The organism is Clavibacter tessellarius (assembly GCF_001618005.1).
Taxonomy (GTDB): Bacteria; Actinomycetota; Actinomycetes; order Actinomycetales; family Microbacteriaceae; genus Clavibacter; species Clavibacter tessellarius_A.
Genome location: NZ_LQXA01000029.1, coordinates 12,827 through 37,936, shown reverse-complemented (window position 1 = coordinate 37,936; position 25,110 = coordinate 12,827). Strand labels below are relative to the sequence as shown.

Sequence of the window (25,110 nt, the reverse complement as noted above, 5' to 3'; positions counted from 1 at the left end):
GCGAAGACGGCCGACGAGTAGAGCGGCACGCCGATCGCGCGGTACGCGGCCTGGCTGGCCTCGGCCGTCAGCAGCCCGTTGAAGAACTGCAGGTCGTGGCGGCCGGCGCGGCGCGCGGCGAGCACGAACCGCTGGAAGAGGGCCACGTCCCCCACGCCGTCCTTGATCCCCGCGAGGCTTGGCAGCGCGAGCAGCCGCTCCACGGTCTGGTCGGTGAGCTGCGCCGTGCCGCGGTGGTAGGCGATGAGCGGCAGGGGCGTGGCGCGCGCGATCTCCTCGACGTACGCGGCGACGCCGGACGGCGGGCCGGCCACGAGGTACGGCGGGAGCACGAGGATCCCGTCAGCCCCCGCCTCCGCGGCGATCTCGGCGCAGCGCCGGGCATGGCCGAGCGGCCCGCCGACCCCCGCGATGACGACGTGGCGCCCGCCCGCGGCGGCGACCCCGGCGCGCACGACCTGGGCGTGCTCGTCGATCCCGAGCGCGTGGAACTCGCCCGTGCCGCACGCGACGAACGCGGCGCCCGCGCCGTGCGCGAGCCCGTCGGCGACGTGCGCGGCGAGCACGTCCTCGTCGACGCGGTCGGCCGCGTCGAACGGCGTCACGGGGAAGAAGAGCACGCCCTCGAACGGCGCGAGCGCGCCGGGGGCGGAGGGGACGGCGGCGGGGGCCTGGGCGGTGTCGGTCATCAGTACCTCGGGAGCGTGGGGTCGTAGGAGGGGTGGATGGTGCGCATGTAGCCGGTGTCGTCGCGCGTGGTGCGCCCCGCGTCCAGGTACACGCGGTGCTGCCGGGCGAGGGCGTCGCGGTCGAGCTCGACGCCGAGGCCGGGGCCCGTGGGCACCGCGACGGCGCCGTCGACGATCTCGAGCACGCCCGGCACGATCACGTCGTCGCCGCGGTTCCACGGGTAGTGCGTGTCGCAGGCGTAGGCGAGCTCGGGGCTCGCGGCGGCGAGGTGCGTCATGGCCGCGAGCGAGATCCCGAGGTGCGAGTTGGAGTGCATCGACAGGCCGACGCCGAAGGTGCGGCAGATGGCGGCGAGCTCGCGCGTGTGCGCGAGGCCGCCCCAGTAGTGGTGGTCGGAGAGCACGATCTGCACGGCGTCCTTCGCGAACGCCTCCTCGATCTGCTCGAAGGTCACCACGCACATGTTCGTGGCGAGCGGCTGCGCGACCTCGGCGGCGACCGCGGCCATGCCGTCGATGCCGAGCACCGGGTCCTCGAGGTACTCGAGCACGCCGTCGAGCTCGGCCGCGACGCGCGTGGCCGTCTCGTGGGTCCACGCGCCGTTCGGGTCGATGCGCAGCGGGTGCGTCGGGAACGCCTCGGCCAGTGCGCGGATCGCGGCGACCTCCTCGTCTGGCGGGAACGCGCCCGCCTTGAGCTTGATGGAGCCGAAGCCGTAGCGGTCGATGAGGAGGTGCGCCTGCGCGACGATGCCGGCCGGATCCAGCGCCTCGCCGAAGGCGTCGGGCTCCTCGCCCGGGTGCGCGGCCCACTTGTAGAAGAGGTACGCGCTGTACGGCACGGCGTCGCGCACGCGCCCGCCGAGCAGCTCGCTCACGGGCAGGCCGGTGATGCGCCCCTGGGCGTCGTGGGCGGCGACCTCGAGCATCGAGAAGACGACGCGGCGCTGCTGGCGGCTGAGCGGTCCGGCGTCGCCGCCGAGCGCGGCGTCGACCGCCCGCTCGATGCCGTGCAGGTCGAACACGGAGAGCCCGATGACGGCGTCGCGCGCGGCGGCGAGCCGCGCGGCGACGTCCGCGCCGCCCTGGCCCTCGCCGAGGCCGATGACGCCGCCGTCGACGACGAGCTCGACGATGGTGCGGAGGGCGAGCGGCTCGTGCACGCCGTCGGCGTTGAGCAGGGGCGGATCGCGGAAGGCGATGGGGGTCACGACGACGTCGCGGATGATCATGGTGCTATCCCTTCGTCGCGCCCGAGGTGATCCCCCGGATGAGCGACCTCTGCATGAGCAGGTAGATGACGAGGCTGGGCAGGAGCGCGAGCAGCGCGCCCGCGAGGAGCACGCCGGACCCGACGGTGGCGTCGGTCCGCAGCACGCTGAGCGCCACGGTGAGCGTGTAGTCGCTGGGGCTGTCGGCGGCGATGAGCGGGAGGAGGTACTGGTCCCAGATCATCATGAAGCCGAAGATCGTCACGACGCCGAGCACGGGCGTGCACAGCGGGAGGATGACGCTCCACAGCATCCGCAGCTCGCCGCAGCCGTCGAGGCGCGCGGCCTCCTCGATCTCCAGCGGGATGTCCTTCATGAACTCCGTCATGATGAGGATCGAGAAGCCCCAGACGGCGACCGGCAGGATCACGCCGAACGGCGTCCCGCGCAGGCTGATGCCGGTGCCGCCCACGTCGCCGATGGCCTGCGACAGCGGGATCGCGATGATCTCCTCCGGCAGCATCATCGTGAGCAGGAAGAGCAGCAGCACGAACGACTGCCCGCGGAAGCGGTGCCGGGCGAGCGCGTAGGCGGTGAGGATCGCCACCGCGACCTGCAGCACCAGGCCGCCACCGGCGATCACGAGCGAGTTGGCGAAGTAGCCGAGCACGCCCTTGTCGATCGCGACCCGGAACGACTCGAGCGACAGCTTCTGCGGGAAGAGGTGCACGCTCGTCGACGAGGTGAAGGCGTCGAACGCGCCGGAGACGATGATCACGAACGGCGCCGCGAACACCGCGAACGCGACGACGCACAGCACGAGCCGCACGGCATTGGAGGGCCGGAGCCCGGGCTTCCAGCCGATGGCGCTGTCGAACTGGCCGTCGCCGCTGCGACGCACCGGGCCCTTCGGGCGCTCGAGGATGCTCACTGGACCTTCTCCTTGCGGGACGAGAGGGCGCGCACGCCCACGGTGAGGGCGAGGGTCGCGACCAGCAGCAGCACCGACGCCGCCGACGCGACGCCGAGGTCGTTGGCCTTGAAGCCGAGCGAGAAGACGCGCGTCATCCAGACCTCGGTGGATCCGGCCGGCCCGCCGCCCGTGAGCACGTACACCTCGGTGAAGGTGCGGAGGCTGCGGATGGCCGCGAGCGTGAGCACCACGCTCACGGCCGGGCGGAGCGCGGGGAGCACGATGTACCGGAACCGCTGCCGCATCGTGACGCCATCCACCGCAGCGGCCTCGTAGAGCGTGCGGTCGATGCCGGTGAGGCCCGCGAGGATGATCACCATGTTGTAGGGCGCGCCCGTCCAGATGCCCACGAGCATCACGTACCCGAGGGCCGTCGACGGGTCGCTGATGAACTGCTGCGGAAGGATCCCCACTGCCCCGAGCAGCGAGTTGAGGAACCCGGTCTCGGTGGGGAAGTAGAGGATCCGCCAGATCTCGCCCACCACGGCCAGCGCCGTGACGACGGGCAGGAACACGGCTGTCCGCACGAACCAGAGCCGGCGGGACGTGCCCTCGAGGAGGAGCGCGAGGGCGGATCCGACGATGAGCGCGCCCACGGTCTGCCCGACGCCGAGCAGCACGGTGTGCCCGAGCGCCTCGGTGAAGCGCGGGTCGCGGAGCACGCGCGCGTAGTTGTCGAGGCCGACGAACCGGTCGCCGAGGAAGGGCTGGACCTTGACGAAGCTCATCCGGATGCCGTCGAGCATCGGCAGGAACTTGAACAGGGCGCCGAGCACGAGGCCGGGTACGAGGAACGCCCACGGGATGAGCGCGCGCATGCGGAACGGGAGGCGGCCTGGCGCCTCGACCGGGCGGGGCGCGGCCAGGGCGCGGCGGTCCGGATCCACGAGGACGGGGGCGGGGGCGCCGATGCTCACCGCTGCACCCCCTGCTCGTCGAGCTCGTCGGAGAGCTGCGACTGGATGTCCTCCATCGCGCCCGGGATGTCGCTCGAGCAGTCCGAGATGACCCCGTTCAGACCGTCGGCGACGATCTGCCGGTACGGCGTGAAGTCGATCGCCCAGGGGAAGCTGCGCCCGTGGTCCTCGTAGACCTCCTTGGCGGTGTCCCAGCGCGGGTCCTGCTTCACCCGGCCGATGTCGACGGTCGTGTTGACGGGGATCCGCACGACCGGCTGCGCCGTGACGCCCTGCGCGTTCGTCTCCACCTTCATGGCGAGCTCCTGCGCCTCCGGCGTGATCATGAACTCGGCGAGCTGCTGCTGCAGGTCCTGCTTCTTCGAGGAGGCGCCGAAGTAGATGTCCTCGCCCTCCGCGAGCGAGTCGGTGCCGCCGCCGGGGGCCTCCGGGGTCGGGATCACCTCCACGTTGTCCTCGCCCACCGCCTCGTCGAACGAGCTGATGTTGTAGGGACCCGTCTGGTAGATGCCGGCGGTGCCCTGCGCGAAGAAGGGGGTGTTCGCGGTGGTGAGGTTGACGGATCCGGGGACGACCGCGCCGGGCGTGCAGAACCGGTCGCGGATCCACTCCACCGCGGTCTGCGTGCCCGGGTTGTCGAAGTCGGCGGAGTACGTGCCGCCGCCCTCGTCCTTCAGGATGTCGCCGCCGGCCTGCCAGATGTAGGACGCCGACCAGCGCGCGATGTAGCCGCTCTCGGCGCTGCCGGGCACGACCATGCCGTAGGTGTCGGCCTTGCCGTCGCCGTCGGGGTCGTCCTCGGCGAACGCCGTCGCGAGCGCGGCGAGGTCGTCCCACGTCTTCGGCACGGGCAGGCCGAGCTTCTCCCGCCAGTCCTTGCGGATCACGGTGACGTTCGCCTGGCGCGACCACGGGACGCCGTAGAGGTCGCCGTCGGTGCCGCGCGTGCTGTCCCAGGTGGCGTCGGAGATCTGGTCGGCGCCGGCGAGCGTGGCGCGGTCGACCGGGAGGACGAAGCCCTGCGAGACGTAGGTGCCGAGGTTCCCGGCGTCGTTGACCATGACGTCCGGCAGGCTCTTCTGCTGCGCGCGGGCCTGGAGCTGGGTGTCGAACTCGGGGACCGGCTTGTAGTCGATCCGGATGCCCGTCTTCGCGGTGAAGGCGTCGAACACGAGCTGGTACGAGGCGGCGTCCTCGGGCGTGCTCCGCGTCCAGACCTCGAGGGAGCGGTCGTCGGCGGACGTCTGCCCGCCACCGCCCGGGGAGCAGGCGCTGAGGCCGCCCGCGAGCGCGGCGACGGAGACGAGGGCGATCGTCCGCCGCGCGAATCGGATCTTCATCATCGGATCTCCATTTACATGGGCGAATGCATTACGTCAGTGTGAATGCGCTGCTACCGTAGGTGGACCACCTGGTGATGTCAATCGCCGGGACCACCGGCGAGGAGGCACGGGATGGCGGACGCGAGGCGCATCGCGATGACGGGAGCGGCCGGCATGGCCGGGCGGGGCGTCCGGCCCCTGCTGCGGGCGGCGGGGCACGAGCTCGTGCTCCTCGACCTGGTGGATCCCGATCCGGTCGCGGGGGAGCGCGCCGTCGTCGCCTCGGTGCGCGACGTCGACGCCGTGCGCGAGGCCGTGCGCGGCGCGGACCTCGTGGTGCACCTCGGCGGCATCAGCCGCGAGCGCGCGTGGGACGACGTGGTCGCCGCCAACATCGACGGCACGCGCTGCGTGCTCGAGGCCGCGCGCGACGAGGGCGTCCGGCGCGTGCTGCTCGCGAGCTCGACCCACGCCGTCGGCTTCCACCCCATCCCCGCAGAGCCGGTCGACCACCTGCCGCCGCGGCCGGACAGCTTCTACGGCGTGACGAAGGCGGCGATGGAGGCGCTCGGATCCGTCTACGCCGACCGCCACGGGATGAGCGTCGTGAGCGCGCGCATCGGCACGCTCCTCGAGCGCCCCACGGGCCGCCGCTCGCTCTCCACCTGGCTCTCCTTCCCGGACCTCGCGCGCCTGATCGAGGCCGCCGCCCGGCTGGAGGAGCCCGGCGCCCACGTCGTCTGGGGCATCTCGCGCAACACCCGCGCGTGGTTCCTCCCCGACGCTGGCGAGCGGATCGGCTACTACCCTGAGGACGACGCGGAGGCCTTCGCGGACGGCGTGGTCGACGGGGACGACGCCGACGCGAACGGGCTCATCGGCGGCGAATGGGCCGCCCCGCAGCACGCGCTGGGAGACGCATGGTGACGAAGGACCCGGCGACCGAGCCCGCCACCGAGCCCGCCGAGGACCGCGCCGCGCGACCCGTGAAGTCGGCGGAGCGCACGCTCGCGCTGCTGGAGCGGCTGGCGGAGGCGCGCGAGCCGCTGTCGGTCGTCGACCTGCACCGCGCGTCGGGCTACCCGCGCTCGAGCCTGCACCAGCTGCTGCACACGATGGCCGCGAGCGGGTGGATCGAGATGCTGCAGGACGGCACGCACGTCTCCATCGGATCCCGCGCGCTCGTCGTCGGCACCGCCTACCTCGACCGCGACCGGGCGCTGCCGCACGCGCTGCCGGTGCTCGAGCGGATCCGCGACGAGACCGGGTACACCGCCCACTACGCCCGGCGGGAGGGCGCCCGCGTGCTGTACCTCGCCACGCGCGAGACCACCGAGTCGCGCCGCGCCACCTCCCGCGTCGGCCGGCAGCTGCCCGCGCACGCGACCTCGCTCGGCAAGGCGCTGCTCGCCGAGCTCAGCCCGGAGGAGCGGGCGGAGGCGCTGGGCGACGGCCCGCTCGCGGCGCTGACCGAGAACACGGTCACCGACCGCCGCGCGCTCGACGCCCAGCTCGACGCGGCGCACGAGCGCGGCCACGCCCACGAGCGCGAGGAGAACCTGCTCGGCGTCAGCTGCGTCGCGGTCAGCGTGGGGTACCGGATCCCCGCGACCGACGCCATCAGCTGCTCGATGCCGATCGAACGCGCGACGCCCGCGGAGGTCGCGCGGGTCGCGCGCATCATCGGCTCCCATGCGGGCCGCCTCGCGCAGGAGCTCCGCTCGGCGGGCGTCCGGTGAGCGTCTCCTTCTGCGCGTACCCGTGGGACCTGATCGACGATCCCGACGCGGGCGCGCGCGTGCGGGCCGCCGGGGGAGACGGCGTCGCCATCGCCGCCGCCTACCACTCGGTGCGGGCCGCGACGCCGCTGCATCCTCGCCACCGCATCGTGGATGCGACCTCGGCCGCGCTGTACCTGCCGGCGCGGGAGGAGGCGTTCGGCGCGCTCCGCCCGGAGGACCGCACGCCGTGGGTCGGCCCGGACGCCTTCGCGCGCGCCGCCGCCGTGGCGCGCGCGGCGGGCCTGGGCGTCGAGGCGTGGATCGTGCTCACGCACTCCACCTCGGTCGGCACGCGGAACCCCGAGTCCCGCGTCGTCAACGCGTTCGGCGAGGCGTACCCGTACGCGCTCTGCCCGGCGCGGCCCGAGGTGCGCGAGTACGCGACGGCGCTGGTCGCCGAGACGGTCCGGGCGGCCGACCTCGACGGCGTGATGCTCGAGGCGTGCGGCCCCATGGGCGTCGGCCACCTCGGGCACCACGAGAAGACCGCGGGCGCCGACTGGTCGGCGGAGGCGGAGGCGCTCATGTCCATCTGCTTCTGCGCGGTCTGCGTGGCGCTGCTCGCGGGGGAGGGCGAGGATCCGGACGCGCTCCGGGCCGAGGTCCGCGCGCGGGTGGACGGCGGCGGCGGCCTCGCCGGGCTCGATGCCGTCCTGCGCGTGCGCGCCCGAGCGCGGCGTGAGCTGCTCATCGGCTGCGTCGCCGCGGCCCGCGACGCCGGGGTGCGCCGCGTCGTGGTGCACGCGCAGGAGGATCCGTGGGCCACCGGCCCGTTCGCCGCGCTCCTCGACGACGTCGACCTCGTGGACGGCGTGGTCGTGCTCGACGCCGTGGCGCACGACCCGGATGCGATGCGCGCGCTCCGCGGACGGCTGCCCGGCACGCGCATCGGCGGCTACCTCTGGGCGCTGCCGCCGGCCACGCCCGCGAGCATCCGCGACGGCTGGCCCGGCGCCGTCGCGCGGCTCGACGACACGTACGTCTATCACCTGGGCCTCGTGGGTCGGGCGCGGCTGGCGGCGATCGGCGACGCCCTCAGCGCGGCGGGCGCAGGGGCCTGAGGGCGTCGCCGACCCCGCGCATCCGCCCGTGACGCTCGCCCATGTCCGGTCATGGGGAACGTTCCCTGGTGCGCGTGCGGCTCGGCCCTATGCTCCGAGAGCCACGGTCCCGTGGTTCCCCGACAGGACGGATGATCCATGAAGCTCCCCCGCGCCCTCCCGCGCCTCCTCGCCGGCGGCCTCGCCGCCTTCGCCCTCGTCTCGGCAGGCCTCGCGGCCGGCCCCGCACCGGCTGCCCAGGCGCAGTCCAACTACCGCGTGTGCGGCACCTGGAACTCGTCGCAGTCCGACGGGGAGATCGGGTCGGGCCTCATCGTCAAGGTCTACAAGGGCGGCCCGGACACCTGCCACCAGAAGTTGAAGTTCATGTTCCAGTACTACGGCTACGCGTGGCAGGGCTCCTCGGCGGAGCAGAGGTTCGACATGATGACGTGCGAGGAGTTCGGGCAGCGCAGCGACACCGGGACCGACCCCTGCCCGCAACTCGACGTCAACGCCATCTACAAGTACACGTCGCCCTTCGACAAGATCCACCCCGTGAGGACAGGCGGCTTCTCCTGGTGGCACCGCTGATCCCGAGGTGAGCCGGGCGGCCCCGTCCCACGTGGGCGGGGCCGTTCAGCGTCCGGGATCGCGCGTCCGAGTGACGGCCTTCGCCGCGCGCCCCGCGCGGAAGGTGCCCCACGCGATCCCCGCGACGAGCAGCAGCGCGCCCCAGGTCGCGACGCTGTTCATCCCCACGCCGCTCGCGGCCGCGCCGATCACGCCGCCGATCGCGACGGGGATGCAGGTGCCGCGGAGGGCGGGCAGGGCCGCGCGGTGGCCGGCGCGCCAGGCCTCGTCGCTCGCCATGAGGGGGCGCGTGCGGATCCCGATCCAGCCGTTGCGCTTGAGGCCGCCCCACGCGGCGACCTGCGTGGTGCCGAGGATGAGCAGCGCCGCGACGGCGAGGAGCAGTGCGGGAGCGCCCATGCGGACAGCCTGTCACGGCGGGGCGCGCCCGCCGCCCTCAGCACTCGATGACGTTCACCGCGAGGCCGCCCGTGGACGTCTCCTTGTACTTGGTGGACATGTCGAGGCCCGTCTGCCGCATGGTCTCGATCACGGTGTCGAGCGAGACGAGGTGCGTGCCGTCGCCGTGCAGCGCCATGCGCGCGGCGTTCACGGCGGTCGACGCGGCGATCGCGTTCCGCTCTATGCAGGGGATCTGCACGAGCCCGCCCACCGGATCGCAGGTGAGGCCGAGGTGGTGCTCCATCGCGATCTCGGCGGCGTTCTCGACCTGCCGCGGGGATCCGCCGAGCACCGCGCAGAGGGCGCCGGCCGCCATCGCGCACGCCGTGCCGACCTCGCCCTGGCAGCCGGCCTCCGCGCCCGAGATGGACGCGTTCGCCTTCACGAGCGAGCCGATCGCGGTGGCGGTGAGCAGGAAGTCGCGGATCCCGTCGCGGTCGGCGCCGGGCACGAACCGGAGGTAGTAGGAGCCGACCGCGGGGATGATCCCGGCCGCGCCGTTCGTCGGCGCCGTGACCACGCGGCCGCCCGACGCGTTCTCCTCGTTCACCGCGAGCGCGAACGCGTGCAGCCACTCGTGGCTGGTGTCGCGCGCGCCCTCGGCGTCGATGGTCGCGAGCTGCGAGGCGACCCGCGCTGCCCGGCGCCGCACGTTGAGGCCGCCGGGCAGCGTGCCCTGGCCGTCGAGCCCTGCGGAGACGCACGCGGCCATGGCGTCCCAGATCGCGTCGAGCCCCGCGACGGCCCGGCGGGATCCGTGGATCGACTCCTCGGTGTCGCGCGCGACGTCGGCGATGGAGCGGCCGGTCGACTCGGCGAGGGCGATGAGCTCGTCGGCGTTGGAGAAGGAGTGGGGGAGCCCGGTGGGCAGCACCGCGGAGGGCGCCTGGTCCTCGCGCAGCACGAAGCCGCCGCCGACCGAGAACCACGTGCTCTCGAGCACCGTGCCGCCGTCGGCGTCGAGCGCGGCGAGGTGCATCGCGTTGGGGTGGCGGGGGAGGCGCGTGAACGGCTCGAAGGTGAGGTCGCGGCCGACCATGCGCACGGGGTGGATCCCCGCGAGCGGCACGTCGACGCCCTCGCCGAGCCCCGACCAGCGCCCGCGCACCTCGTCCGGGTCGCACGTCTCGGGCGCCAGGCCCGCGAGCCCGGCGACGACCGCGTCGGGCGTGCCGTGGCCGAGCCCGGTCGCGCCGAGCGAGCCGTACAGCCGCACCGTGACGCGCGCGATCTCCGTGAACCGCGGCGACGCCCGGCACTCCTCGGCGAAGAGCAGGGCCGCGCGCATGGGGCCGACGGTGTGCGAGCTCGACGGCCCGATCCCGATGGAGAAGAGGTCGAGTGCCGAGACGTACGCTGTCATCCCGCCAGACTATGCCGCCGCCTCCGCGCGGTCCGTCGCGGGAGCCCCCGGGCGACCGGGGCCGCGACGGGCGGGTCCGCACGAGGCGAGCGCGAGCCAGGTCCAGCCGATGGCGAGGCCGAGCATGGTGATCACCCCGCGCGGGAAGAAGATGTGGCTGTCGACGAACGAGACGGCCGCGACCACCGCGATCACGGAGCCCGGGAGCGCCGGGAGGCCCGCGTGCCGGATCACGAGCGCGCTCGCGAGCACGGTCGCGGCGACGTACGACCAGACGCCCGTCACGACGATGCCGTCGGCGAGCGCGTACATGGTGGTCACGCCCTGGCCGCCCTCGAGCTTCAGGGCGCCGGCCGCGATGCCGGCGAGGATGTCGAGCGCCTGGTAGCAGACGGCGTAGGCGAAGCCGAGGACGACCGCGAGGATCCCGAGGCGGCGGTCGTGGCGGCGCGCGAGGAGGATCGGCGCGATCGCGAGCAGCGGGAAGACGGGCAGGAGCGCGATGTGCATGTCGCGCCAGTGCATGGCGGTCGCGTCGGTCAGCTGGCTCGGGTGGCTGAGCCCGGCGGCGGCGAGGGCGAGCGGCGGGAGCGCGACCGCGACGAGGACGGCGGCGGTGCGGGAGCGGGAGGGGGAGGAATGAGCGGCGGCGGCGGGCATGCGGTCATCGTAGGCACGGGCCGACGCGCGACCCGCCCGGCTCAGGAGCCCGACATGACGAGAGCCCCCGCCGCCGATCCGGTCCGGATGGGCGACGAGGGCTCCGCGAGCTGCGGGAAGGGCTAGGCCTTCTTGCGGCCGGTGATCGCGCCGTAGACCAGCAGGACGATGATCGCGCCGACGATGGCGAGCGCGAGCGAGCCCAGGTCGAAGCTGTCGACGCCCTTGTTGAACAGGGCGCTGCCGATGAAGCCACCGAGGAAGGCCCCGACGACGCCCAGGATCAGCGTGACGATGATTCCGCCACCCTGCTTGCCCGGGAGGATCAGCTTGGCGAGCGCTCCGGCGATCAGACCCAGAACCAGAAAACCGATGATGCCCATGTGCGTTACTCCTCAAAGATGACGTGCTGTGTGACACCCGAATGCGGGTGGACGTGCCCCAGTCAAGCACCCTGAGGACCATTCGTGCAAAAACGTTTAGTGGATGCGCCTTTACTGGACGGGGGCGCCGGGCCCCTGCTTCCGCGGGATCCGGGGCGCTCAGGAGCCCGCGGTACCGTCGGCGCATGCGCATCCCCCCGGCCCGTCGTCCCCGCGAGATCCCCGGCGAGGGGCAGGAGTCCGTGTGGGACTACCCGCGTCCGCCGCGCGTCGATCCGAGCGGCGAGCACGTGGTGATCGAGCTCGGTGGTCAGGTCGTCGCCGACTCCCGCGCCGCCGTCCGCGTGCTCGAGACGAGCCACCCGCCGGTCTACTACATCCCCTCCGCCGACTTCGCGGCCGGCGTGCTCTCCTCCGCCGCGGGCCGCTCGTGGTGCGAGTACAAGGGCGAGGCGTCGTACCTCTCGCTCGCCGCCGGATCCGTCACGGCCGAGCGCTCGGCCTGGTGGTACCCGTCGCCCACGCGCGGCTTCGAGGTGCTCGCCGACATGGTCGCCGTCTACCCCTCGGCGATGGACCGCATCACGGTCGACGGTGTCGTGGTCGAGGCGCAGGAAGGCGACTTCTACGGCGGCTGGATCACGCCGCGCGTGGTCGGGCCGTTCAAGGGGGCGCCGGGCACGCTGGGGTGGTAACACCGCGGCGTGCTCGGCCCCGCATGATCGTCTAGCGACGGAGCCGTCAGGCCTCGAACATCGCGCGTCGGGAACGATCCGGACAGGCGAGTCCTCTTGCTCCTGCGGTGCCGATGCCATGCCACCGCTTCTGTGGCGGCTCTTCATCCGGGCCGAACGAGGAGCTACTGCCATTCGCGTCGTTGCTCTTCCGTGGGCATCAGCTTTCCGAAGTGCTTCTCGAGGCGCCCCTCGAGCCAGTCCTCGGGCCCGTCTTCCAGAATCTTCGTCGGGTGGTTGGCATACTTGATTTCGTGGCTCAGCTGCATATCCAAGCGACCGGGGCCTGGTTCGTAGGTGATTCGGTACTCCGTCGGGCACGGCAATACAGCTTCCCTGAAATCTCTTTCCGCATCGAGTAGATCCTGCATCAAAAGGTCTTGGAGCTCGAAGACGTCGGATTCTCGGGTTGCTCCTTTCAGGTCATTTGGATATATGACTGCACCGGATTGCTCGAAGAACGCGTTTGCGTGCATTGATCCGAGTTCCGATCCGGCGTAGACAAAGACCGCCGTCACTCCCGGCGCTCCTTGACAGAATTCCAAAGCGAGTGGCACCCACTTGTGGATGAGTTCCTGTATGATTTGCTGTTCGCTTTTTACCACACTTGACCTCGCTGCTAGATTCGACCGGCTCTCGTTTTGCCGTTGATAATGTATCTGACTATCGTCGCATTGGGCTTCCGGTCACTCTGCCAGGATGCGAATGTCGAGTTGGTGATGATCTCGAGTCGAGCGAGCTGCGGGTCAATCTTCTCGGGCGGGTCTCGTGGCTGGCCATTCGCTTTCTGGCGGAATCAGCTTGCCGTAGTGCTTTTCCAGACGCCCGTCGAGCCAATCTTCGGGGCCGTGTTGGAGGGTCTTGACTGGGTGGTGGATGTACTTGAGCTCGTGACTCAATTCCACATCACGCCGCCCCGGGCCTGGCTCGTAGGTGATGCGATACTCCGTGGGGCACGCTATGCCCGCCTCTTTGAACTGACGTTCCGCCTCGCGTAGGTCTTCAAGGAGAAGCTGCTGAACTTGATGCACCATGCCGGGCTTGTTTCCTGGCCCTTGGAGTTTTCCAGGATAGAGTACTTTGCCGTGCTGTTCAAAGAATACATTGGCGCGCTTCGCCCCCAGCTCCGATCCGGCGTGGATGAACAGAGTGGTGACCCCTTCGGCGCCCTCTGCGTATTCGAGCCCCAGGGGTATCCATTTCTCGATCAGTGATCGTATGATCTGCGCTTCTGTTTGCGCCATGTGCGATCTCCTACTGGTCAAAGACGGCAATGTCTTCTTCGCCTCTGATTTCGTATTGGATGGTAAATCGTGTCGGTCGTCCTGTTGCTGGGTTGGTATCGACGCGGATGTCGAGGCTGACGTGTCCTGGTGGGTCGGTGGACAGGGTTGGCGAGCGGGACCCACTTGTGGATCAGTTCCGGATGATCTGCTGCTCGTCTTTCAATATCTGGACCTTCCTCACTGATCGGATCGGCTGACATCTATTCGATAGTCAGAGCTCCTGCCAATCTTCGTTCGAGCTCAAGAGACCCGCACTTGTTGTGGACCTCTGGTCTGGATATGAAGTTGTTGAGTTCTAGTGATTCGCCGAGTCGGACGAGGCCGCGAATCGAAATTGCCTGCTGATGGTGAAGGTGTCTAGGCCGGCCTACTGCAACTCGCGGCGCTGCTGCTCTGTTGGCGTCAGCTTCCCGAGGCGCTTCTCGAGGCGGCCGTCGAGCCAGTCCTCCGGACCTTCTTCGAGGATCTTCGTCGGGTGATTCGCGTATTTGAGCTCGTGCGAGAGCTGTACGTCGAGGCGCCCAGGGTCCGGCTCGTATGTGACCCTGTATTCCGTGGGGCACGGTATGCCGGCGGCCTTGAACTCTCGTTCAGCTTCGTTGAGATCCTCAAGCAGCAGCTCCTGCATTTGAAAGACCATGCCTGGTTTCTTCTGGGGTGTGTCTAGGCGACCAGGATAGACGACGTCGCCGTGCTGTTCAAAGAAGGCGTTTGCGTATTTGCCGCCGAGCTCTGAGCCCGCATAAATATACAAGGTCGACACCCCGGGGGCGCCCGCCGCGTATTCCAATGCGAGTGGTATCCATTTCTCGATAAGATTCTGGATGATCTGCTGTTCGCTTCGTGGCACGTCATGTCTCCTATTGTTCGAAGGTTGAAGTGAGCTCTTCGCCATCGGTGACATGTTTTACTGTGACTTTCGTCGGTCGGCCAGTGGCGAGGTCGGTGTCAATCCGGATGTCGACGCTGACGTGTCCCGGTGGGTCGGTGGAGAGTGCTGTGACCCATTTGCGTTCCATTTCAAGGTATCTGCCCTTATTATGTCCCTCTAGCAAGGACACGAGGTTGTCGAGCTTGGGTGACCCGCCTAGCCAGTCGGCAAAGAGGTGACTTGCGTTGTCGACGCCCTTGATCTTGCCGGGCGTGTCGGGGTCGTGGCGGTACCGTCCTTCGTGGACCTTGAGGTGCACTTCTTCGGCGATGACGCGGTCGATGTGGCCGTGTTCGTTGGTGCGGTAGAGGTACTCGTGTTCACCGGTCTGGTACCAGGTGTTGGGGCTGAGCTTGCGCTTGACGAGATGGGAACCGTCGCGGACGACGGGGAGGTTCTTGATCTCTTCGTGGCTGAGGGGCTTCCAGTAGTCGTCACCCGTGGGCGCGTGCGGGTGTTCCGGGGCGGTGTCGGGTGCTTCCGGTGTGCGGAGTCGGCTGCTCTTCTGGAAAGAGGCGTGGTCGGTGGCGGTGGTCTGCTCGGGATCGATCGGCTCGTTCGCATGCGGGGGCTCGGCGGTGGGTTCGTGGGGCTGCCGTTCCTGTGGGGTCACGTCGTGGGCAGGAGGTGCGTCCGCGTGTTTCTCGGCCTCGGCGAGGTCGTGGATGGTGGTGCTGAGCGTGGTGTCGCGGACGAGGCCGTCGTCTGCGCCGTCGGTGGCGAGTCCGCGGAAGTAGGCCTGGATGGTCTCGTCGTCGGTCGTGACGAGGGCCAGGCGCGGGTTCGCGCCGAGGAGCTCGGCGACCTTGGTCGTGAGGGTCCCGGCGCGGCTCAGGCCGGCGGCGAGGCGTGATCCGTCGGTTGCGAGGGTGGAGGCGTGCTCGAGCGCGCCTCCGGTGCGGGCGAGGATCGATGCGCCGCGGAGCGAGTCGGGCACGATCCCGGCACCGCCGACGAACAGGGATCCGAGCCCGAGGAGCCCGGTGGTCCCGGCGGCGACCGGGTCGTCGTCCCACTGCTCGGGCGTCCCCGCGATCCCGGACGCCAGCGCCTGCAGGTTCTCCCTATACCAGGCCTGCGGGCCCCGAAGCGGTTCCGGGACGTCCTCGGAGGGGGCGAATGCAGTGAGGGCCGTGGTGGGAGACGCGAGCGTGATCGCGAGCGTGCCCAGCCCCGAGGCGATGCCGCCGATGGCGTTGAGTGAGGTGCCAAGTTCTTCGGAGTCATCCTGCGAGTAGCACCCGCCGATGGTAGCGCGGACATACCATGCACCTCCGATGACGCTGAGGCGCCCTCACGTGCCGCTACCTCGTTATTCGTACGTTTCTGTGCCTGGCGCAGGCCACTCGGCCTCCGGAGGTATCAGGCGCCCGAAAGTCTTCGGTAAACGCGCATCGAGCCAATCCTCCGGCCCGTGTTCCAGTGTCTTGACTGGATGGTGGGCATATTTAAGCTCGCGTGAGAGCTGCACATCGAGGTGACCTGGTCCAGGTTCATAGCTGACCCGATACTCAGTTGGGCATGGGATCTCGGCTTCCGCGAACTGGGCCTCAGCCTTGTGGAGGGCCTCTCGGAAGCCTCGTTGCATCCCGAGAACGCGCCTACGGCTGGTATCTGCTCCTTGTAACTTGCCTGGATAATTGACTTGTCCTTCTTGCTCAAAGAACGCGTTGGCGTAATATGATCCAAGCTCGGACCCTGCATAAATAAAGAGCGTGGTCACGTTATTGGCTCCCTCGGCGTACTCCAAGGCCAAGGGAACCCAAGTGCCCACGAGCTCCCGGATGATACCTTCTTGGCGTATATTCATCTTTACCTTCTACTGTAAGAACTCTGGCGAAAAGCTTTCGCCATCGATGTCATAATTGACTTCAAAGCGATAGGGTCTACCAGTCACGGGGTCGGTGTCGATGCGGAGGTCGAGGCTTACTCGTTGCGGTGGGTCGGCCGAAAGGGCTCGGCCCCATTGATTCTCGACCCGATAGTACCTGCTCTTGTTGATGCGTATGAGTTGTGAGACGAGGTTGTCAAGTTCGTCGGAGCCGCCATAGCGGAACGCGATGAGATGCCCGGCGTGGTCGACGCCCTGGATCTTACCGAGGGTGTTCGGGTCATGGGGTGGACGGATTTCGCGCGTTGTAAAACGCAGGTCTTCGGCGATGACGCGGTCGATGTGGCCGTGTTCGTTGGTCCGGTAGAGGTACTCGTGTTCGCCGGTCTGGTACCAGGTGTTGGGGCTGAGCTTGCCGTCGACAAGGTGACTACCGTCGCGCACCACAGGGAGGTTTTGGATCTCGTCGTGGCTGAGGGGCTTCCAGTAGTCGTCACCGGTAGGCGCGTGCGGGCCCGTAGGTGGGGTCTCGTGCGGCGCTTGTGGGCTACCGAGATGGGCGCCTTTCGCTTCGGGGAAGTATTCGGTTGCGGACAGGTGGTCGGTGTCCGTGTCAGTCGGATCTACTGCGTGGATACCCCTTCCGGGGCCCGTCTCGTGTGTCTCATCCGGCGGCGTGTTGACGTGGCTCGGCACAGGATCCGGTAGCGCCTCCGCGTGCTTCTCGGCCTCGGCGAGGTCGTGGATGGTGGTGCTGAGCGTGGTGTCGCGGACGAGGCCGTCGTCTGCGCCGTCGGTTGCGAGGCCGCGGAAGTAGGCCTGGATGGTCTCGTCGTCGGTCGTGACGAGGGCCAGGCGCGGGTTCGCGCCGAGGAGCTCGGCAACCTTGGTCGTGAGGGTCCCGGCGCGGCTCAGGCCGGCGGCGAGGCGTGATCCGTCGGTCGCGAGGGTGGAGGCGTGCTCGAGCGCGCCTCCGGTGCGGGCGAGGATCGATGCGCCGCGGAGCGAGTCGGGCACGATCCCGGCACCGCCGACGAACAGGGATCCGAGCCCGAGGAGCCCGGTGGTCCCGGCGGCGACCGGGTCGTCGTCCCACTGCTCGGGCGTCCCCGCGATCCCGGACGCCAGCGCCTGCAGGTTCTCCCTATACCAGGCCTGCGGGCCCCGAAGCGGTTCCGGGACGTCCTCGGAGGGGGCGAATGCAGTGAGGGCCGTGGTGGGAGACGCGAGCGTGATCGCGAGCGTGCCCAGCCCCGAGGCTATGCCGCCGATGGCGTTGAGCGACGTGCTGAACTTCTCGGTCCCGTCCGCCGTGTTGTAGCCACCGATGGCGGCGATGCCATCCCATGTGCCTCCGACGAAGGTGAGGAACCCGGCGGAGGCCGACACCCCGCATCCGCGCGGCGCCCGTCCGACATTCCCCCAGGACACGTCGGGGCTCGCGAAGAGCTGTTCGGCCGAGACGGCCGGCGCGATCGGCATGCACTGGTCACCGCGCAACCGATTGATGCCGTCGATGCACGTCGCGCTGGCCGTGGAGATCTTCGCGACCTCGGCATCGACTTGCGCGATCAGGTCGTTGTTGCGGTCCAGCGTCTCCTGGTGGTTGAACCACTGCACATGGTGCTTCGTCGTCCCGGTGGAGCCCGTCACGGTGATGTCGACGCCCCCGCCCACCTTCGCGACGAAGTCCTCTGCCTCCGCCTGGAGCTCCTTCAAGCGTCTGACGGGCGTGGCGATGTCGCTCGCCAGTTGGTCGAGCAGCGTGCTCACCTTCGTCAGCTTGTCCGCCACCGTCTGCGCGTCGGTACCGACGGGACTCATCGCCGCGAGGAGCTCCGGTGCCTCCGGAGCCGAGTAGTGCTCCGAGAGCCCCGACCAGCTCGTGACGACCGCATTCGCGTGCGTGCTGATCGCGGTCGCCGTCTTCGAATAGGAGGTCGCCGAGTTCGAGACGAGTCCCGGGTCGATGTCCGTGCCCGGGATCAGATGCGGCTTGATCAGCTCGGCGATCATGAGCGGTTCTCCAGTGCCGTGAGGTCGCCGGAGGACGCGGCGGCGAGGGCTGTCCGCTGCGTCGACGCGGCCATCTCCTCATCGCCCTGGAGATAGGCCATAGTCGCGTTGCCCGCTCCGACGCCGCAGGCCTCGATGCGGGTGGCGATGCCGGCGATGCGCGACTGCTCGGATTCGAGCAGCCCGACCACGGCCGCCGCCACGGGGGCGAGGAGCGGCGTCGCGGCGACCCTCCACTGGCTGACGGCCGTGCTCGCCGCCGTCGCGCCGGATCCGCCATCCAGCGACTCCTGCGCATTCGCGATTCCACCGAAGGCGGTCGACAGCTCCTTCGCGTCGTCCTGGACCTTGTTCAGCACCTGTCTGACGCCTTCCGGCTCGATGCTCCATCCGCTCATCACTGACCTCCTGGTTCGAATGCGGTGCCGCCCGCGAGTCGCGCGATCTCGTGCACCACCTGCGGCGTCATGGCCTCGCCGAACGGGCCGTAGGCCTCGCTGAGGCACGTCGTCCCGGCCGGAAGAGGATGGCCGAAGAGCCGCTCGGCATCGGCCGGCTCCTCGACTCGCGCGCTGCGCACCACCGCGAGCACGAGCCCCTCACCTGCGATCTGAACCGCGCCGTCACCGACCACGCGCGCCAACCCGAGATCCGGGTCGACGGCCGCGGCGCCGACGATGCAGTGCAGCATGGTGACGGGCGTCGGCGACGCGATGATGAACTCACGAGGCACGATGCGCCTCCGCGGTCTCCTGCGGGGGCGTCCGATCGGGCTCCTGCCCGAACAGCGCGTTCGTCGCCTCGGAGATGCCGACACCCCGGATGGCCTCCGCGAACGAGCGCCAGCGGTCCTCGTCCTGGCCGAAGCCGACGAGGAGCGCCTCGGCACGGAGTCGGCCGACCTTCACCGCGCCGGGGACCCGATCCGCTCCGGCGCCTTCCAAGTCGAGCATGCGGACGACATGGGGACCGACCGCGGCGGCGACGGGGTCGGGGACGACCTCGCGTCCGGCGGTGACCGTGCAGTCGGTGCCGCCGCGTAGGGTCCACGCCGAGCCGACCAGCAGACGCTGACGCCGCGCGACGCGGGACAGCGCGTGCCTGGCTGCTGCGTCGCTCCCCGCCACCTCCTCCGCGACCGCGAAGACGACGCTCGTCTCCTCGGTGACGCCGAGCGCGGTGCGAGTCACGGTGATGGTGGCGCGGAACGCAGAGGCGCCATGGCCGGCGGCGAAGAACCGGGACCCGCGCGGCATGCGCTCGCGGGCCGTGCGGGTGAGGACGCGCCGGTCCCACGCGAGCGTGGTGGGCTCGGAGGTGCCCCAAGAGATGGTCGTGTCGGGGTCGATCTCGTTGACGAGCTCCTGCAGCCCTCTACCCAGCATCGTCTCCGCACGCGCCGGATGGTGGGTCGCGACGGCGAACTGCAGCCAGGCGCCGAGGGGCGCATCGGCCTGCTGCCCGCTGGGCCACGGGCCAGGTCGGTCGGGGGTCCCTCGTTCACGGCGGCGGGGGATCTCCTCGAGTCCGTCGGCTACCGGTCGGTCGACGGCGACACCGGTGAGCGCCCGGCGGAGGGTCCCGTCGTCGTCGCGCGTGCGCCATTCCGATCCCGTCGCCTGCAGGAGCTGGAAGAGCGGGACCGTGAGGCGCGCGCTCGGTCGTGTCACGAGGATGAGCGTCGAGCGGTTGCGGAGTGCGTACGTGAGCAGGTCGAGGCGTCCGGAACTCGCACCGACGCGGAGCGCGTCCGTCTCCGTGCGGACCCATCCGGGGCCCATGTCGTCGACGAGCGGATGGGGAAGGGCCAGCGCTTGATCGCTCGACATGCCGCCTCTGTCCGACGGGAGCGCGAGGGGATGAAGCTGCACCCGCTCGGCGCCGTCCTCCGGCGAGCGATGCACACGAACGCTAATGCATCCTCATTTGCCTCTCTCAGCGGCGCCGGAGTGTGGTACGCGGCTGCTAGCCCGCCGCCTTCCGCGAGCTGATCACGCCCGTGTCGAAGCCGAGCAGGTGGAGGCCGCCGTGGAAGCGGGCGTGCTCGACCTTGATGCAGCGGTCCATCACCACCGTGAGGCCGCGCGACTCCGCATCCACCGCCGCCTCCTGGTTCCAGATGCCGAGCTGCACCCAGATGACGGGCGCGCCGACGGCGACCACGTCGTCCACCACCGACGGGATGTCGCTCGCCTTCCGGAAGACGTCGACGATGTCCGGCACCTCGGGGAGCGACGCGAGGTCGGGGTACGCCTTCTGGCCGAGGATCTCGGTGGCGTTCGGGTTCACGAAGTAGACGCGGTAGTCGCTCGACTGCTGGAGGTACGTGCCGACGAAGTAGCTGGAGCGCGCCGGGTTCGGCGAGGCGCCCACGATGGCGACGGACTTCGCGCGGCGGAGGATCGCCTGGCGCTCCTTGGCGCTCGGGCCGGTCCACGTGCGCTCGGACCGGAGCAGGGCGGCGAGCGGGCTGGAGCGGGGGATCGCGCAGGTCAGGCCGTTCTGGAGCTGCGTGGTCTGGGTGCCGTCGGCGTCTGGATCCGCGACGGGCTCGACGGGCGCGGCGTCGGGGTCGACATCCTGCGCCTCCGCCGCGTCGCCTGCCGCGCGGTCGGCAGCCTCCTCGGCGGGATCCAGCGGCGCCAGATCCGCGGCGGCCGCGGCCGGGTGGGGCGTGGATCCGGTGCGCTCGGGCGGCACCCCGCCGGTGTCGAAGCTCACTTCGCGGTCTCCGTGGCGGCGGCGAGCGCCTGGTCCAGGTCGTGGATGATGTCGGCGACGTCCTCGATGCCGACGCTGATGCGGACGATGCCCGGCAGCACGCCCGCGTCGACCAGCTGCGACTCGCTCAGCTGCGCGTGGGTCGTGGAGGCCGGGTGGATGACGAGGGTCTTCGCGTCGCCGATGTTGGCGAGGTGGCTCGCGAGCTCCACCGACTCGATGAAGCGCTGGCCGACCGCGCGGCCGCCCGCGACCTCGAACGTGAACACGGATCCGGGTCCCGTCGGCAGGTACTTGCGCGCGCGCTCGTGGTGCGGGTGCGCGGGGAGGCCGGCCCAGTTGACGGCGGTGATGCGCGGATCCTGATCCAGCCACTCGGCGACGGCCCGCGCGTTGTCGATGTGCGCCTGCATCCGGTACGGCAGGGTCTCGACGCCCTGCGCGAGCAGGAACGCGGAGTGCGGCGCGAGCGCGGGCCCGATGTCGCGGAGCTGCTCGGCGCGGAGGCGGGTGAGGAACGCGTACTCGCCGAAGTTGCCGGTCCAGTTGAGGCCGCCGTAGCTCGGCACGGGCTGGTCGAGCAGGGGGAAGCGGGCGCTCTCCCAGTCGAAGAGGCCCGATTCGACGACCACGCCGCCGAGGGTGGTGCCGTGCCCGCCGAGGAACTTGGTGGCCGAGTGGATGACGATGTCGGCGCCCCACTCGATGGGCCGGTTGAGGTACGGGGTCGCGATGGTGGAGTCGATGACGAGCGGGACCCCCGTCGCGTGCGCCACGGCCGCGAGCCCCTCGATGTCGGCGATCTCGCCCGACGGGTTCGCGACGGTCTCCGCGAAGACGAGCTTGGTGCGGTCGGTGATCGCGGCGGCGTAGTCGGCCGGGTCGCTCGACTGCACGAACGTGGTCTCCACGCCGAAGCGGCGGAGGGTCACGTCGAGCTGGGTGATGGATCCGCCGTAGAGGGCCGCGGAGGCGACGATGTGGTCGCCGGCGCCGGCCAACGAGGCGAAGGTGATGTACTGCGCGCTCAGCCCGCTCGCCGTGGCGACCGCGCCGAGGCCGCCCTCGAGGCTCGCGACGCGCTCCTCGAACGACGCGACCGTGGGGTTCGACAGGCGCGAGTAGACGTTGCCGTACTTCTGCAGCGCGAAGCGCGCGGCGGCGTCGGCGGTGTCGTCGAAGACGAACGCGCTCGACTGGTAGATGGGGAGGGCGCGCGCACCCGTGGTGGCGTCGGGGATGTTGCCCGCGTGGATCGCCCTCGTCTTGAACCCGTACTCGCGATCGACCATGGGGTCACGCTAACCGGGGCTCCCGGGCGTTCCCGGGCCGGGCCGTAATGCGGCGACATGCGTGCGGCATGCGGCGACATGCGTGCGGCATGCGCCGGCATGCGGCGACATGCGCGGGCGGACGCGGATCAGGACAGGCGCACCGCCGCGAGCGCGAGGCCCGCGATGAGCGCCCAGGAGAGGAGGCCGGCGGCGAGCGCGGATCCGCCCTGGCCGACGAGCTCGCGGAGGCGCACCGCGGATCCGAGCGCCACGAGCGCGATCGCGAGCAGCGCCGTCTGCACGACCTGCGCGGCGTCGAGCACGCCGCCCGGCACCGGCACGAAGGTGCGCACGAGCACGGCCGCGAGGAACCCCAGCACGAACAGCGGCACGATCGGCGGACGCGCGGCGCCCTCGACGCGGCCCTCGCGGCGGCGCATCACGACGCCCGCGATCGCGACCACGGGCGCGAGCAGCAGCACGCGCGTGAGCTTCACGGCGATCGCGATGGTGAGGGCGGCGGATCCGGCGATCTGCGCCGTCGCGACCACCTGCCCCACGTCGTGCACACCCGCGCCCACCCAGTGCCCGAACGCGACGTCGTCGAGGCCGAGCGGTCCGGCGAGCGGCGGCAGCACGGCGATCGCGAGCGTGCCGCAGAGGGTGACGAGCGCGACGGGCGCGCCCTGGTCGGCGGGCTTCGCGCGCGTGACGCCCGCCATCGCGCCGATGGCGCTCGCGCCGCAGATGGAGAAGCCGGTCGCGAGGAGGAGCGGCTGCTGCCCGGGCATCCGGAGCACGCGGGCGATGGCGTACGTGCCAGCGAACGACAGGACCACGACCGCGACCACGAGCAGCACGGCGCGCCAGCCCAGGCCGACGATGTCGGAGAGGCCGAGCTGCAGGCCGAGGAGCACCACGCCGATCCGCATCAGCCGCTTCGACGCGAGCGTGAGGCCGGGCTTGAGGGGCCCGGTGAGCGCGGGGCGGGCGGCCGGGATCTGCGCCGCGACGATGCCGAGCGCGACCGCGACCGTGAGCAGCGGGATCGCCGGGACGAGCGCGTGCACCGCCCACGCGACGAGCGCGGCGGCGGAGGCGGCCGCGAGGCCGGGCAGCGCGGGAGGGAGGCGGGCGGCGGTGGCGGGCATCAGATCCAGCCCGTCGGGATCCACGCGTGCAACCGCCAGAACCAGGTCGGCACGAGCTGGCCGGTCCACAGCGGGTAGAAGAACACGCTGACGAGCGCGCACACCGCGAGCACCGCGGCCACGATCACGATGCCGTGCGTCCGCCGGGGACGCGCGTCGCGCCGGTCGCCGAGGACCAGACCGAGCACCATCGCCAGACACAGGATGAGGTACGGCTCGAAGGCGATCGAGTAGAACTGGAACACCGTGCGGTTCACGTACAGCAGCCACGGCAGGTACCCCACCGCGATGCCCATGAGCACGAGGCCCACCTGCCACTCGCGGCGGGCGGCCAGGCGGTAGACGAGGTAGAGCATCGCCGCGACCGAGAGCCACCAGATGATCGGGTTCGCGATGGAGGTGATGGACGACGAGCACGCGTCGACCGTGCAGCCCGACTGCCCGTAGCCGGAGGCCTCGTAGTAGAACTGCGTGGGCCGGTAGAGGAGCAGCCAGAGGCGCGGATCCGCCCGGTACGGGTGCGAGACGTCGAGCCCCACGTTGAACGCGTACTGCTGCGCGAGGTAGTGCCAGAGGCTCTGGATCGACAGCGGCACCCACGCGAGCCCGCCCTGCCAGGCGTTCGTCCCCTCCGCGGCCCAGCCGCGGAAGTACCCGTTCGAGGTGGCGAACCAGCCGGCGTACGAGGCGAGGAACGCCATGATCGCGGGCGGCACGAGGAGGAGGAAGGAGATCGGACCCTGCACGACGGCGCCCGCCGTGAACCACGCGGCGAGCCCGTGGCGGCGGCGCAGCAGCATGTCGCTCAGCACCACGTAGAGGCCGAAGCCCGCGAGGAAGAAGAGGCCCGACCACTTGACCGACGAGGTGGCGCCGAACGCGACGCCGGCCGCGATCAGCCAGGGACGCCACAGGATCACGGGGCCGAACTCGAGCGGGGGCGCGGTCTCGGGGCGGGCGTCGCGGCGCACGGCGAGGAGCGAGGCGAACCGGCGCTCGTGCCAGGTGCGGTCGAGGAGGATCGCGCCCACGCCGAGCAGGCCGAAGAACATCACGTGCGTGTCGAGGAGCGCGATCCGGCTCATGACGATGGCGTGGCCGTCGATCGCGAACAGGAACCCGGCCATCGCGGCGACGACCGCGGATCCGGTGAGGCGGCGGGCGATGAGCGTGAGGAGGACCACGGCGAGGGTGCCGACGACGGCCGTCGCGATGCGCCAGCCCACCGGATCCGCCGCGCCGAAGACCGCGAGCCCGAGCGCGATGACCCACTTGCCGAGCGGCGGGTGCGCCACGAACCCGGGCGCCTGGAGGTACCCGTCCGTCTGGCCGGCGATGAAGGCGGGGTTGGGGTCGTTCGGCCACGACCCCTCGTAGCCGAGGTGGAGGAGGGTCCACGCGTCCTTCACGTAGAAGGTCTCGTCGAAGACGAGCGCGTCCGGGTGGCCGAGGGACTGGATGCGCAGCACGGCCGCCAGCAGCGCGATCGCGATGACGGTGCCCCACTCGAGCGCGCGCCGGCGGCCGGGCGTGGTGACGAGGCGGGCCAGCAGGTCGTCGAGGCGGGATCCTCGGGCGACGAGGTCGCGCCGTGCGGTGCCGGAGCCGGAGCCGGGGCCGTCCGCCGCGGGATCGCGGTCCGGCGCGCCCGCGTCGATGCCGTGCTCGGTGGGGCGGTGGGGCATGTCGGGCACGGCTCATCATGGCATGCACGCGAGAGGCCGCCCGGGCCGCGGACGCTCAGTGGCGACCCCCGCTCGTCCCCGTGGAGGTCCGTCGCCGATCGGCCCGC

At 70.6% G+C, this 25,110-nt stretch carries 26 protein-coding genes; 5 read left to right on the top strand and 21 right to left on the bottom strand.

The annotated features are described in order from the left end of the window. The 5 genes from AWH51_RS07585 to AWH51_RS07565 all read right to left on the bottom strand — a co-directional run. The coding region (locus AWH51_RS07585; RefSeq protein WP_063071494.1) for a dihydrodipicolinate synthase family protein at positions 1 to 689 on the bottom strand (689 nt) is incomplete at its 3' end. Beyond that, entirely contained in the window at positions 689 to 1,921 is a 1,233-nt protein-coding gene (locus AWH51_RS07580; protein ID WP_063071493.1) for an enolase C-terminal domain-like protein, read from the bottom strand. The genes AWH51_RS07585 and AWH51_RS07580, both read right to left, overlap by 1 nt. A gap of 4 nt (positions 1,922 to 1,925) precedes the next feature. After that, positions 1,926 to 2,831, bottom strand: a complete 906-nt coding sequence (locus AWH51_RS07575) for a carbohydrate ABC transporter permease (RefSeq protein ID WP_063071492.1) — start codon at positions 2,829 to 2,831, stop codon at positions 1,926 to 1,928. Further along, positions 2,828 to 3,790, bottom strand: a complete 963-nt coding sequence (locus AWH51_RS07570) for a carbohydrate ABC transporter permease (protein WP_063071491.1) — start codon at positions 3,788 to 3,790, stop codon at positions 2,828 to 2,830. The genes AWH51_RS07575 and AWH51_RS07570 overlap by 4 nt, the downstream gene beginning before the upstream one ends. Next, positions 3,787 to 5,133, bottom strand: coding sequence for an ABC transporter substrate-binding protein (locus AWH51_RS07565; RefSeq protein WP_254654507.1), 1,347 nt, complete (start codon positions 5,131 to 5,133; stop codon positions 3,787 to 3,789). The genes AWH51_RS07570 and AWH51_RS07565 overlap by 4 nt, the downstream gene beginning before the upstream one ends. Positions 5,134 to 5,244: 111 nt before the next feature. On the opposite strand from AWH51_RS07565, the gene AWH51_RS07560 reads away from it, so the two are divergent. The 4 genes from AWH51_RS07560 (at position 5,245) to AWH51_RS07545 (ending at position 8,527) form a co-directional block, all read left to right on the top strand. Beyond that, the gene (locus AWH51_RS07560; RefSeq protein WP_063071490.1) at positions 5,245 to 6,039 is read left to right on the top strand and encodes an NAD-dependent epimerase/dehydratase family protein; all 795 of its coding nucleotides are present in this window, start codon (positions 5,245 to 5,247) and stop codon (positions 6,037 to 6,039) included. Further along, the gene (locus tag AWH51_RS07555) at positions 6,033 to 6,851 is read left to right on the top strand and encodes an IclR family transcriptional regulator (RefSeq protein WP_063071489.1); all 819 of its coding nucleotides are present in this window, start codon (positions 6,033 to 6,035) and stop codon (positions 6,849 to 6,851) included. Before AWH51_RS07560 ends, AWH51_RS07555 begins: the two co-directional genes overlap by 7 nt. Further along, positions 6,848 to 7,954, top strand: a complete 1,107-nt coding sequence (locus AWH51_RS07550; protein ID WP_063071488.1) for a hypothetical protein — start codon at positions 6,848 to 6,850, stop codon at positions 7,952 to 7,954. Before AWH51_RS07555 ends, AWH51_RS07550 begins: the two co-directional genes overlap by 4 nt. 138 nt (positions 7,955 to 8,092) lie before the next feature. After that, a complete protein-coding gene (locus AWH51_RS07545) occupies positions 8,093 to 8,527 on the top strand; it encodes a hypothetical protein (protein WP_063071487.1) in 435 nt (144 codons plus the stop codon). A 45-nt stretch (positions 8,528 to 8,572) separates the two neighbouring features. Here AWH51_RS07545 and AWH51_RS07540 read toward each other — a convergent pair whose 3' ends face one another. From AWH51_RS07540 to AWH51_RS07525, 4 genes are all read right to left on the bottom strand, one after another. Continuing rightward, on the bottom strand, positions 8,573 to 8,926 hold the full coding sequence (locus AWH51_RS07540) for an SdpI family protein (protein ID WP_063071486.1): 354 nt from the start codon (positions 8,924 to 8,926) through the stop codon (positions 8,573 to 8,575). Between the two features lie 37 nt (positions 8,927 to 8,963). Continuing rightward, complete coding sequence (locus tag AWH51_RS07535; RefSeq protein ID WP_063071485.1) at positions 8,964 to 10,331, bottom strand: L-serine ammonia-lyase; 1,368 nt, start codon at positions 10,329 to 10,331, stop codon at positions 8,964 to 8,966. 9 nt (positions 10,332 to 10,340) lie between these two features. Then, positions 10,341 to 10,991, bottom strand: coding sequence for a hypothetical protein (locus tag AWH51_RS07530; RefSeq protein ID WP_063071484.1), 651 nt, complete (start codon positions 10,989 to 10,991; stop codon positions 10,341 to 10,343). A 122-nt stretch (positions 10,992 to 11,113) separates the two neighbouring features. Further along, positions 11,114 to 11,374 carry a GlsB/YeaQ/YmgE family stress response membrane protein gene (locus tag AWH51_RS07525; RefSeq protein ID WP_063071483.1) on the bottom strand — a complete coding sequence of 87 codons (261 nt, stop codon included), beginning with the start codon at positions 11,372 to 11,374 and terminating at the stop codon, positions 11,114 to 11,116. 185 nt (positions 11,375 to 11,559) lie between these two features. Here AWH51_RS07525 and AWH51_RS07520 point away from each other — a divergent pair, with 185 nt between their 5' ends. Then, the gene (locus AWH51_RS07520) at positions 11,560 to 12,069 is read left to right on the top strand and encodes a DUF427 domain-containing protein (RefSeq protein ID WP_063071482.1); all 510 of its coding nucleotides are present in this window, start codon (positions 11,560 to 11,562) and stop codon (positions 12,067 to 12,069) included. A 164-nt stretch (positions 12,070 to 12,233) separates the two neighbouring features. Here AWH51_RS07520 and AWH51_RS16025 read toward each other — a convergent pair whose 3' ends face one another. The 12 genes from AWH51_RS16025 to AWH51_RS07455 all read right to left on the bottom strand — a co-directional run bounded on the left by AWH51_RS16025 (position 12,234) and on the right by AWH51_RS07455 (position 25,003). Further along, entirely contained in the window at positions 12,234 to 12,713 is a 480-nt protein-coding gene (locus AWH51_RS16025; RefSeq protein ID WP_131798116.1) for a hypothetical protein, read from the bottom strand. 141 nt (positions 12,714 to 12,854) lie between these two features. Beyond that, the gene (locus tag AWH51_RS16020) at positions 12,855 to 13,352 is read right to left on the bottom strand and encodes a hypothetical protein (protein WP_131798115.1); all 498 of its coding nucleotides are present in this window, start codon (positions 13,350 to 13,352) and stop codon (positions 12,855 to 12,857) included. 409 nt (positions 13,353 to 13,761) lie between these two features. Then, positions 13,762 to 14,244, bottom strand: a complete 483-nt coding sequence (locus AWH51_RS07505) for a hypothetical protein (protein ID WP_063071479.1) — start codon at positions 14,242 to 14,244, stop codon at positions 13,762 to 13,764. Between the two features lie 10 nt (positions 14,245 to 14,254). After that, positions 14,255 to 15,262, bottom strand: coding sequence for a DNA/RNA non-specific endonuclease (locus AWH51_RS07500; protein WP_063071478.1), 1,008 nt, complete (start codon positions 15,260 to 15,262; stop codon positions 14,255 to 14,257). Between the two features lie 882 nt (positions 15,263 to 16,144). Beyond that, positions 16,145 to 18,172, bottom strand: a complete 2,028-nt coding sequence (locus AWH51_RS07490) for a DNA/RNA non-specific endonuclease (RefSeq protein ID WP_063071476.1) — start codon at positions 18,170 to 18,172, stop codon at positions 16,145 to 16,147. Continuing rightward, entirely contained in the window at positions 18,169 to 18,570 is a 402-nt protein-coding gene (locus AWH51_RS07485) for a DUF6507 family protein (protein ID WP_063071475.1), read from the bottom strand. Before AWH51_RS07485 ends, AWH51_RS07490 begins: the two co-directional genes overlap by 4 nt. Next, positions 18,570 to 18,863, bottom strand: coding sequence for a hypothetical protein (locus AWH51_RS07480; RefSeq protein WP_131798114.1), 294 nt, complete (start codon positions 18,861 to 18,863; stop codon positions 18,570 to 18,572). The genes AWH51_RS07485 and AWH51_RS07480 overlap by 1 nt, the downstream gene beginning before the upstream one ends. A gap of 31 nt (positions 18,864 to 18,894) precedes the next feature. Continuing rightward, positions 18,895 to 20,001 (bottom strand): DUF6177 family protein, encoded by a 1,107-nt coding sequence (locus AWH51_RS07475; protein ID WP_131798113.1) that lies wholly within the window; start codon positions 19,999 to 20,001, stop codon positions 18,895 to 18,897. A gap of 136 nt (positions 20,002 to 20,137) precedes the next feature. Next, positions 20,138 to 20,668, bottom strand: coding sequence for a CoA-binding protein (locus tag AWH51_RS07470; protein WP_063071495.1), 531 nt, complete (start codon positions 20,666 to 20,668; stop codon positions 20,138 to 20,140). 221 nt (positions 20,669 to 20,889) lie between these two features. Continuing rightward, positions 20,890 to 22,185 (bottom strand): O-acetylhomoserine aminocarboxypropyltransferase/cysteine synthase family protein, encoded by a 1,296-nt coding sequence (locus AWH51_RS07465; protein ID WP_063071472.1) that lies wholly within the window; start codon positions 22,183 to 22,185, stop codon positions 20,890 to 20,892. Positions 22,186 to 22,313: 128 nt separating this feature from the next. Beyond that, positions 22,314 to 23,318 (bottom strand): YeiH family protein, encoded by a 1,005-nt coding sequence (locus AWH51_RS07460; protein WP_063071471.1) that lies wholly within the window; start codon positions 23,316 to 23,318, stop codon positions 22,314 to 22,316. Continuing rightward, positions 23,318 to 25,003, bottom strand: coding sequence for a dolichyl-phosphate-mannose--protein mannosyltransferase (locus AWH51_RS07455; protein WP_254654508.1), 1,686 nt, complete (start codon positions 25,001 to 25,003; stop codon positions 23,318 to 23,320). Before AWH51_RS07455 ends, AWH51_RS07460 begins: the two co-directional genes overlap by 1 nt. Between the last annotated feature and the right edge of the window lie 107 nt (positions 25,004 to 25,110).

What these genes read in the sequence shown, in the direction of transcription:
- AWH51_RS07580 (WP_063071493.1), bottom strand. Translation starts at nt 1,921, where the DNA reads ATGATCATCCGCGACGTCGTCGTGACCCCCATCGCCTTCCGCGATCCG.
- AWH51_RS07565 (WP_254654507.1), bottom strand. Translation starts at nt 5,133, where the DNA reads ATGATGAAGATCCGATTCGCGCGGCGGACGATCGCCCTCGTCTCCGTC.
- AWH51_RS07560 (WP_063071490.1), top strand. Translation starts at nt 5,245, where the DNA reads ATGGCGGACGCGAGGCGCATCGCGATGACGGGAGCGGCCGGCATGGCC.
- AWH51_RS07555 (WP_063071489.1), top strand. Translation starts at nt 6,033, where the DNA reads ATGGTGACGAAGGACCCGGCGACCGAGCCCGCCACCGAGCCCGCCGAG.
- AWH51_RS07545 (WP_063071487.1), top strand. Translation starts at nt 8,093, where the DNA reads ATGAAGCTCCCCCGCGCCCTCCCGCGCCTCCTCGCCGGCGGCCTCGCC.
- AWH51_RS07540 (WP_063071486.1), bottom strand. Translation starts at nt 8,926, where the DNA reads ATGGGCGCTCCCGCACTGCTCCTCGCCGTCGCGGCGCTGCTCATCCTC.
- AWH51_RS07535 (WP_063071485.1), bottom strand. Translation starts at nt 10,331, where the DNA reads ATGACAGCGTACGTCTCGGCACTCGACCTCTTCTCCATCGGGATCGGG.
- AWH51_RS07530 (WP_063071484.1), bottom strand. Translation starts at nt 10,991, where the DNA reads ATGCCCGCCGCCGCCGCTCATTCCTCCCCCTCCCGCTCCCGCACCGCC.
- AWH51_RS07525 (WP_063071483.1), bottom strand. Translation starts at nt 11,374, where the DNA reads ATGGGCATCATCGGTTTTCTGGTTCTGGGTCTGATCGCCGGAGCGCTC.
- AWH51_RS07520 (WP_063071482.1), top strand. Translation starts at nt 11,560, where the DNA reads ATGCGCATCCCCCCGGCCCGTCGTCCCCGCGAGATCCCCGGCGAGGGG.
- AWH51_RS16020 (WP_131798115.1), bottom strand. Translation starts at nt 13,352, where the DNA reads ATGGCGCAAACAGAAGCGCAGATCATACGATCACTGATCGAGAAATGG.
- AWH51_RS07490 (WP_063071476.1), bottom strand. Translation starts at nt 18,172, where the DNA reads ATGATCGCCGAGCTGATCAAGCCGCATCTGATCCCGGGCACGGACATC.
- AWH51_RS07485 (WP_063071475.1), bottom strand. Translation starts at nt 18,570, where the DNA reads ATGAGCGGATGGAGCATCGAGCCGGAAGGCGTCAGACAGGTGCTGAAC.
- AWH51_RS07480 (WP_131798114.1), bottom strand. Translation starts at nt 18,863, where the DNA reads ATGCTGCACTGCATCGTCGGCGCCGCGGCCGTCGACCCGGATCTCGGG.
- AWH51_RS07475 (WP_131798113.1), bottom strand. Translation starts at nt 20,001, where the DNA reads ATGTCGAGCGATCAAGCGCTGGCCCTTCCCCATCCGCTCGTCGACGAC.
- AWH51_RS07465 (WP_063071472.1), bottom strand. Translation starts at nt 22,185, where the DNA reads ATGGTCGATCGCGAGTACGGGTTCAAGACGAGGGCGATCCACGCGGGC.
- AWH51_RS07460 (WP_063071471.1), bottom strand. Translation starts at nt 23,318, where the DNA reads ATGCCCGCCACCGCCGCCCGCCTCCCTCCCGCGCTGCCCGGCCTCGCG.
- AWH51_RS07455 (WP_254654508.1), bottom strand. Translation starts at nt 25,003, where the DNA reads ATGCCCCACCGCCCCACCGAGCACGGCATCGACGCGGGCGCGCCGGAC.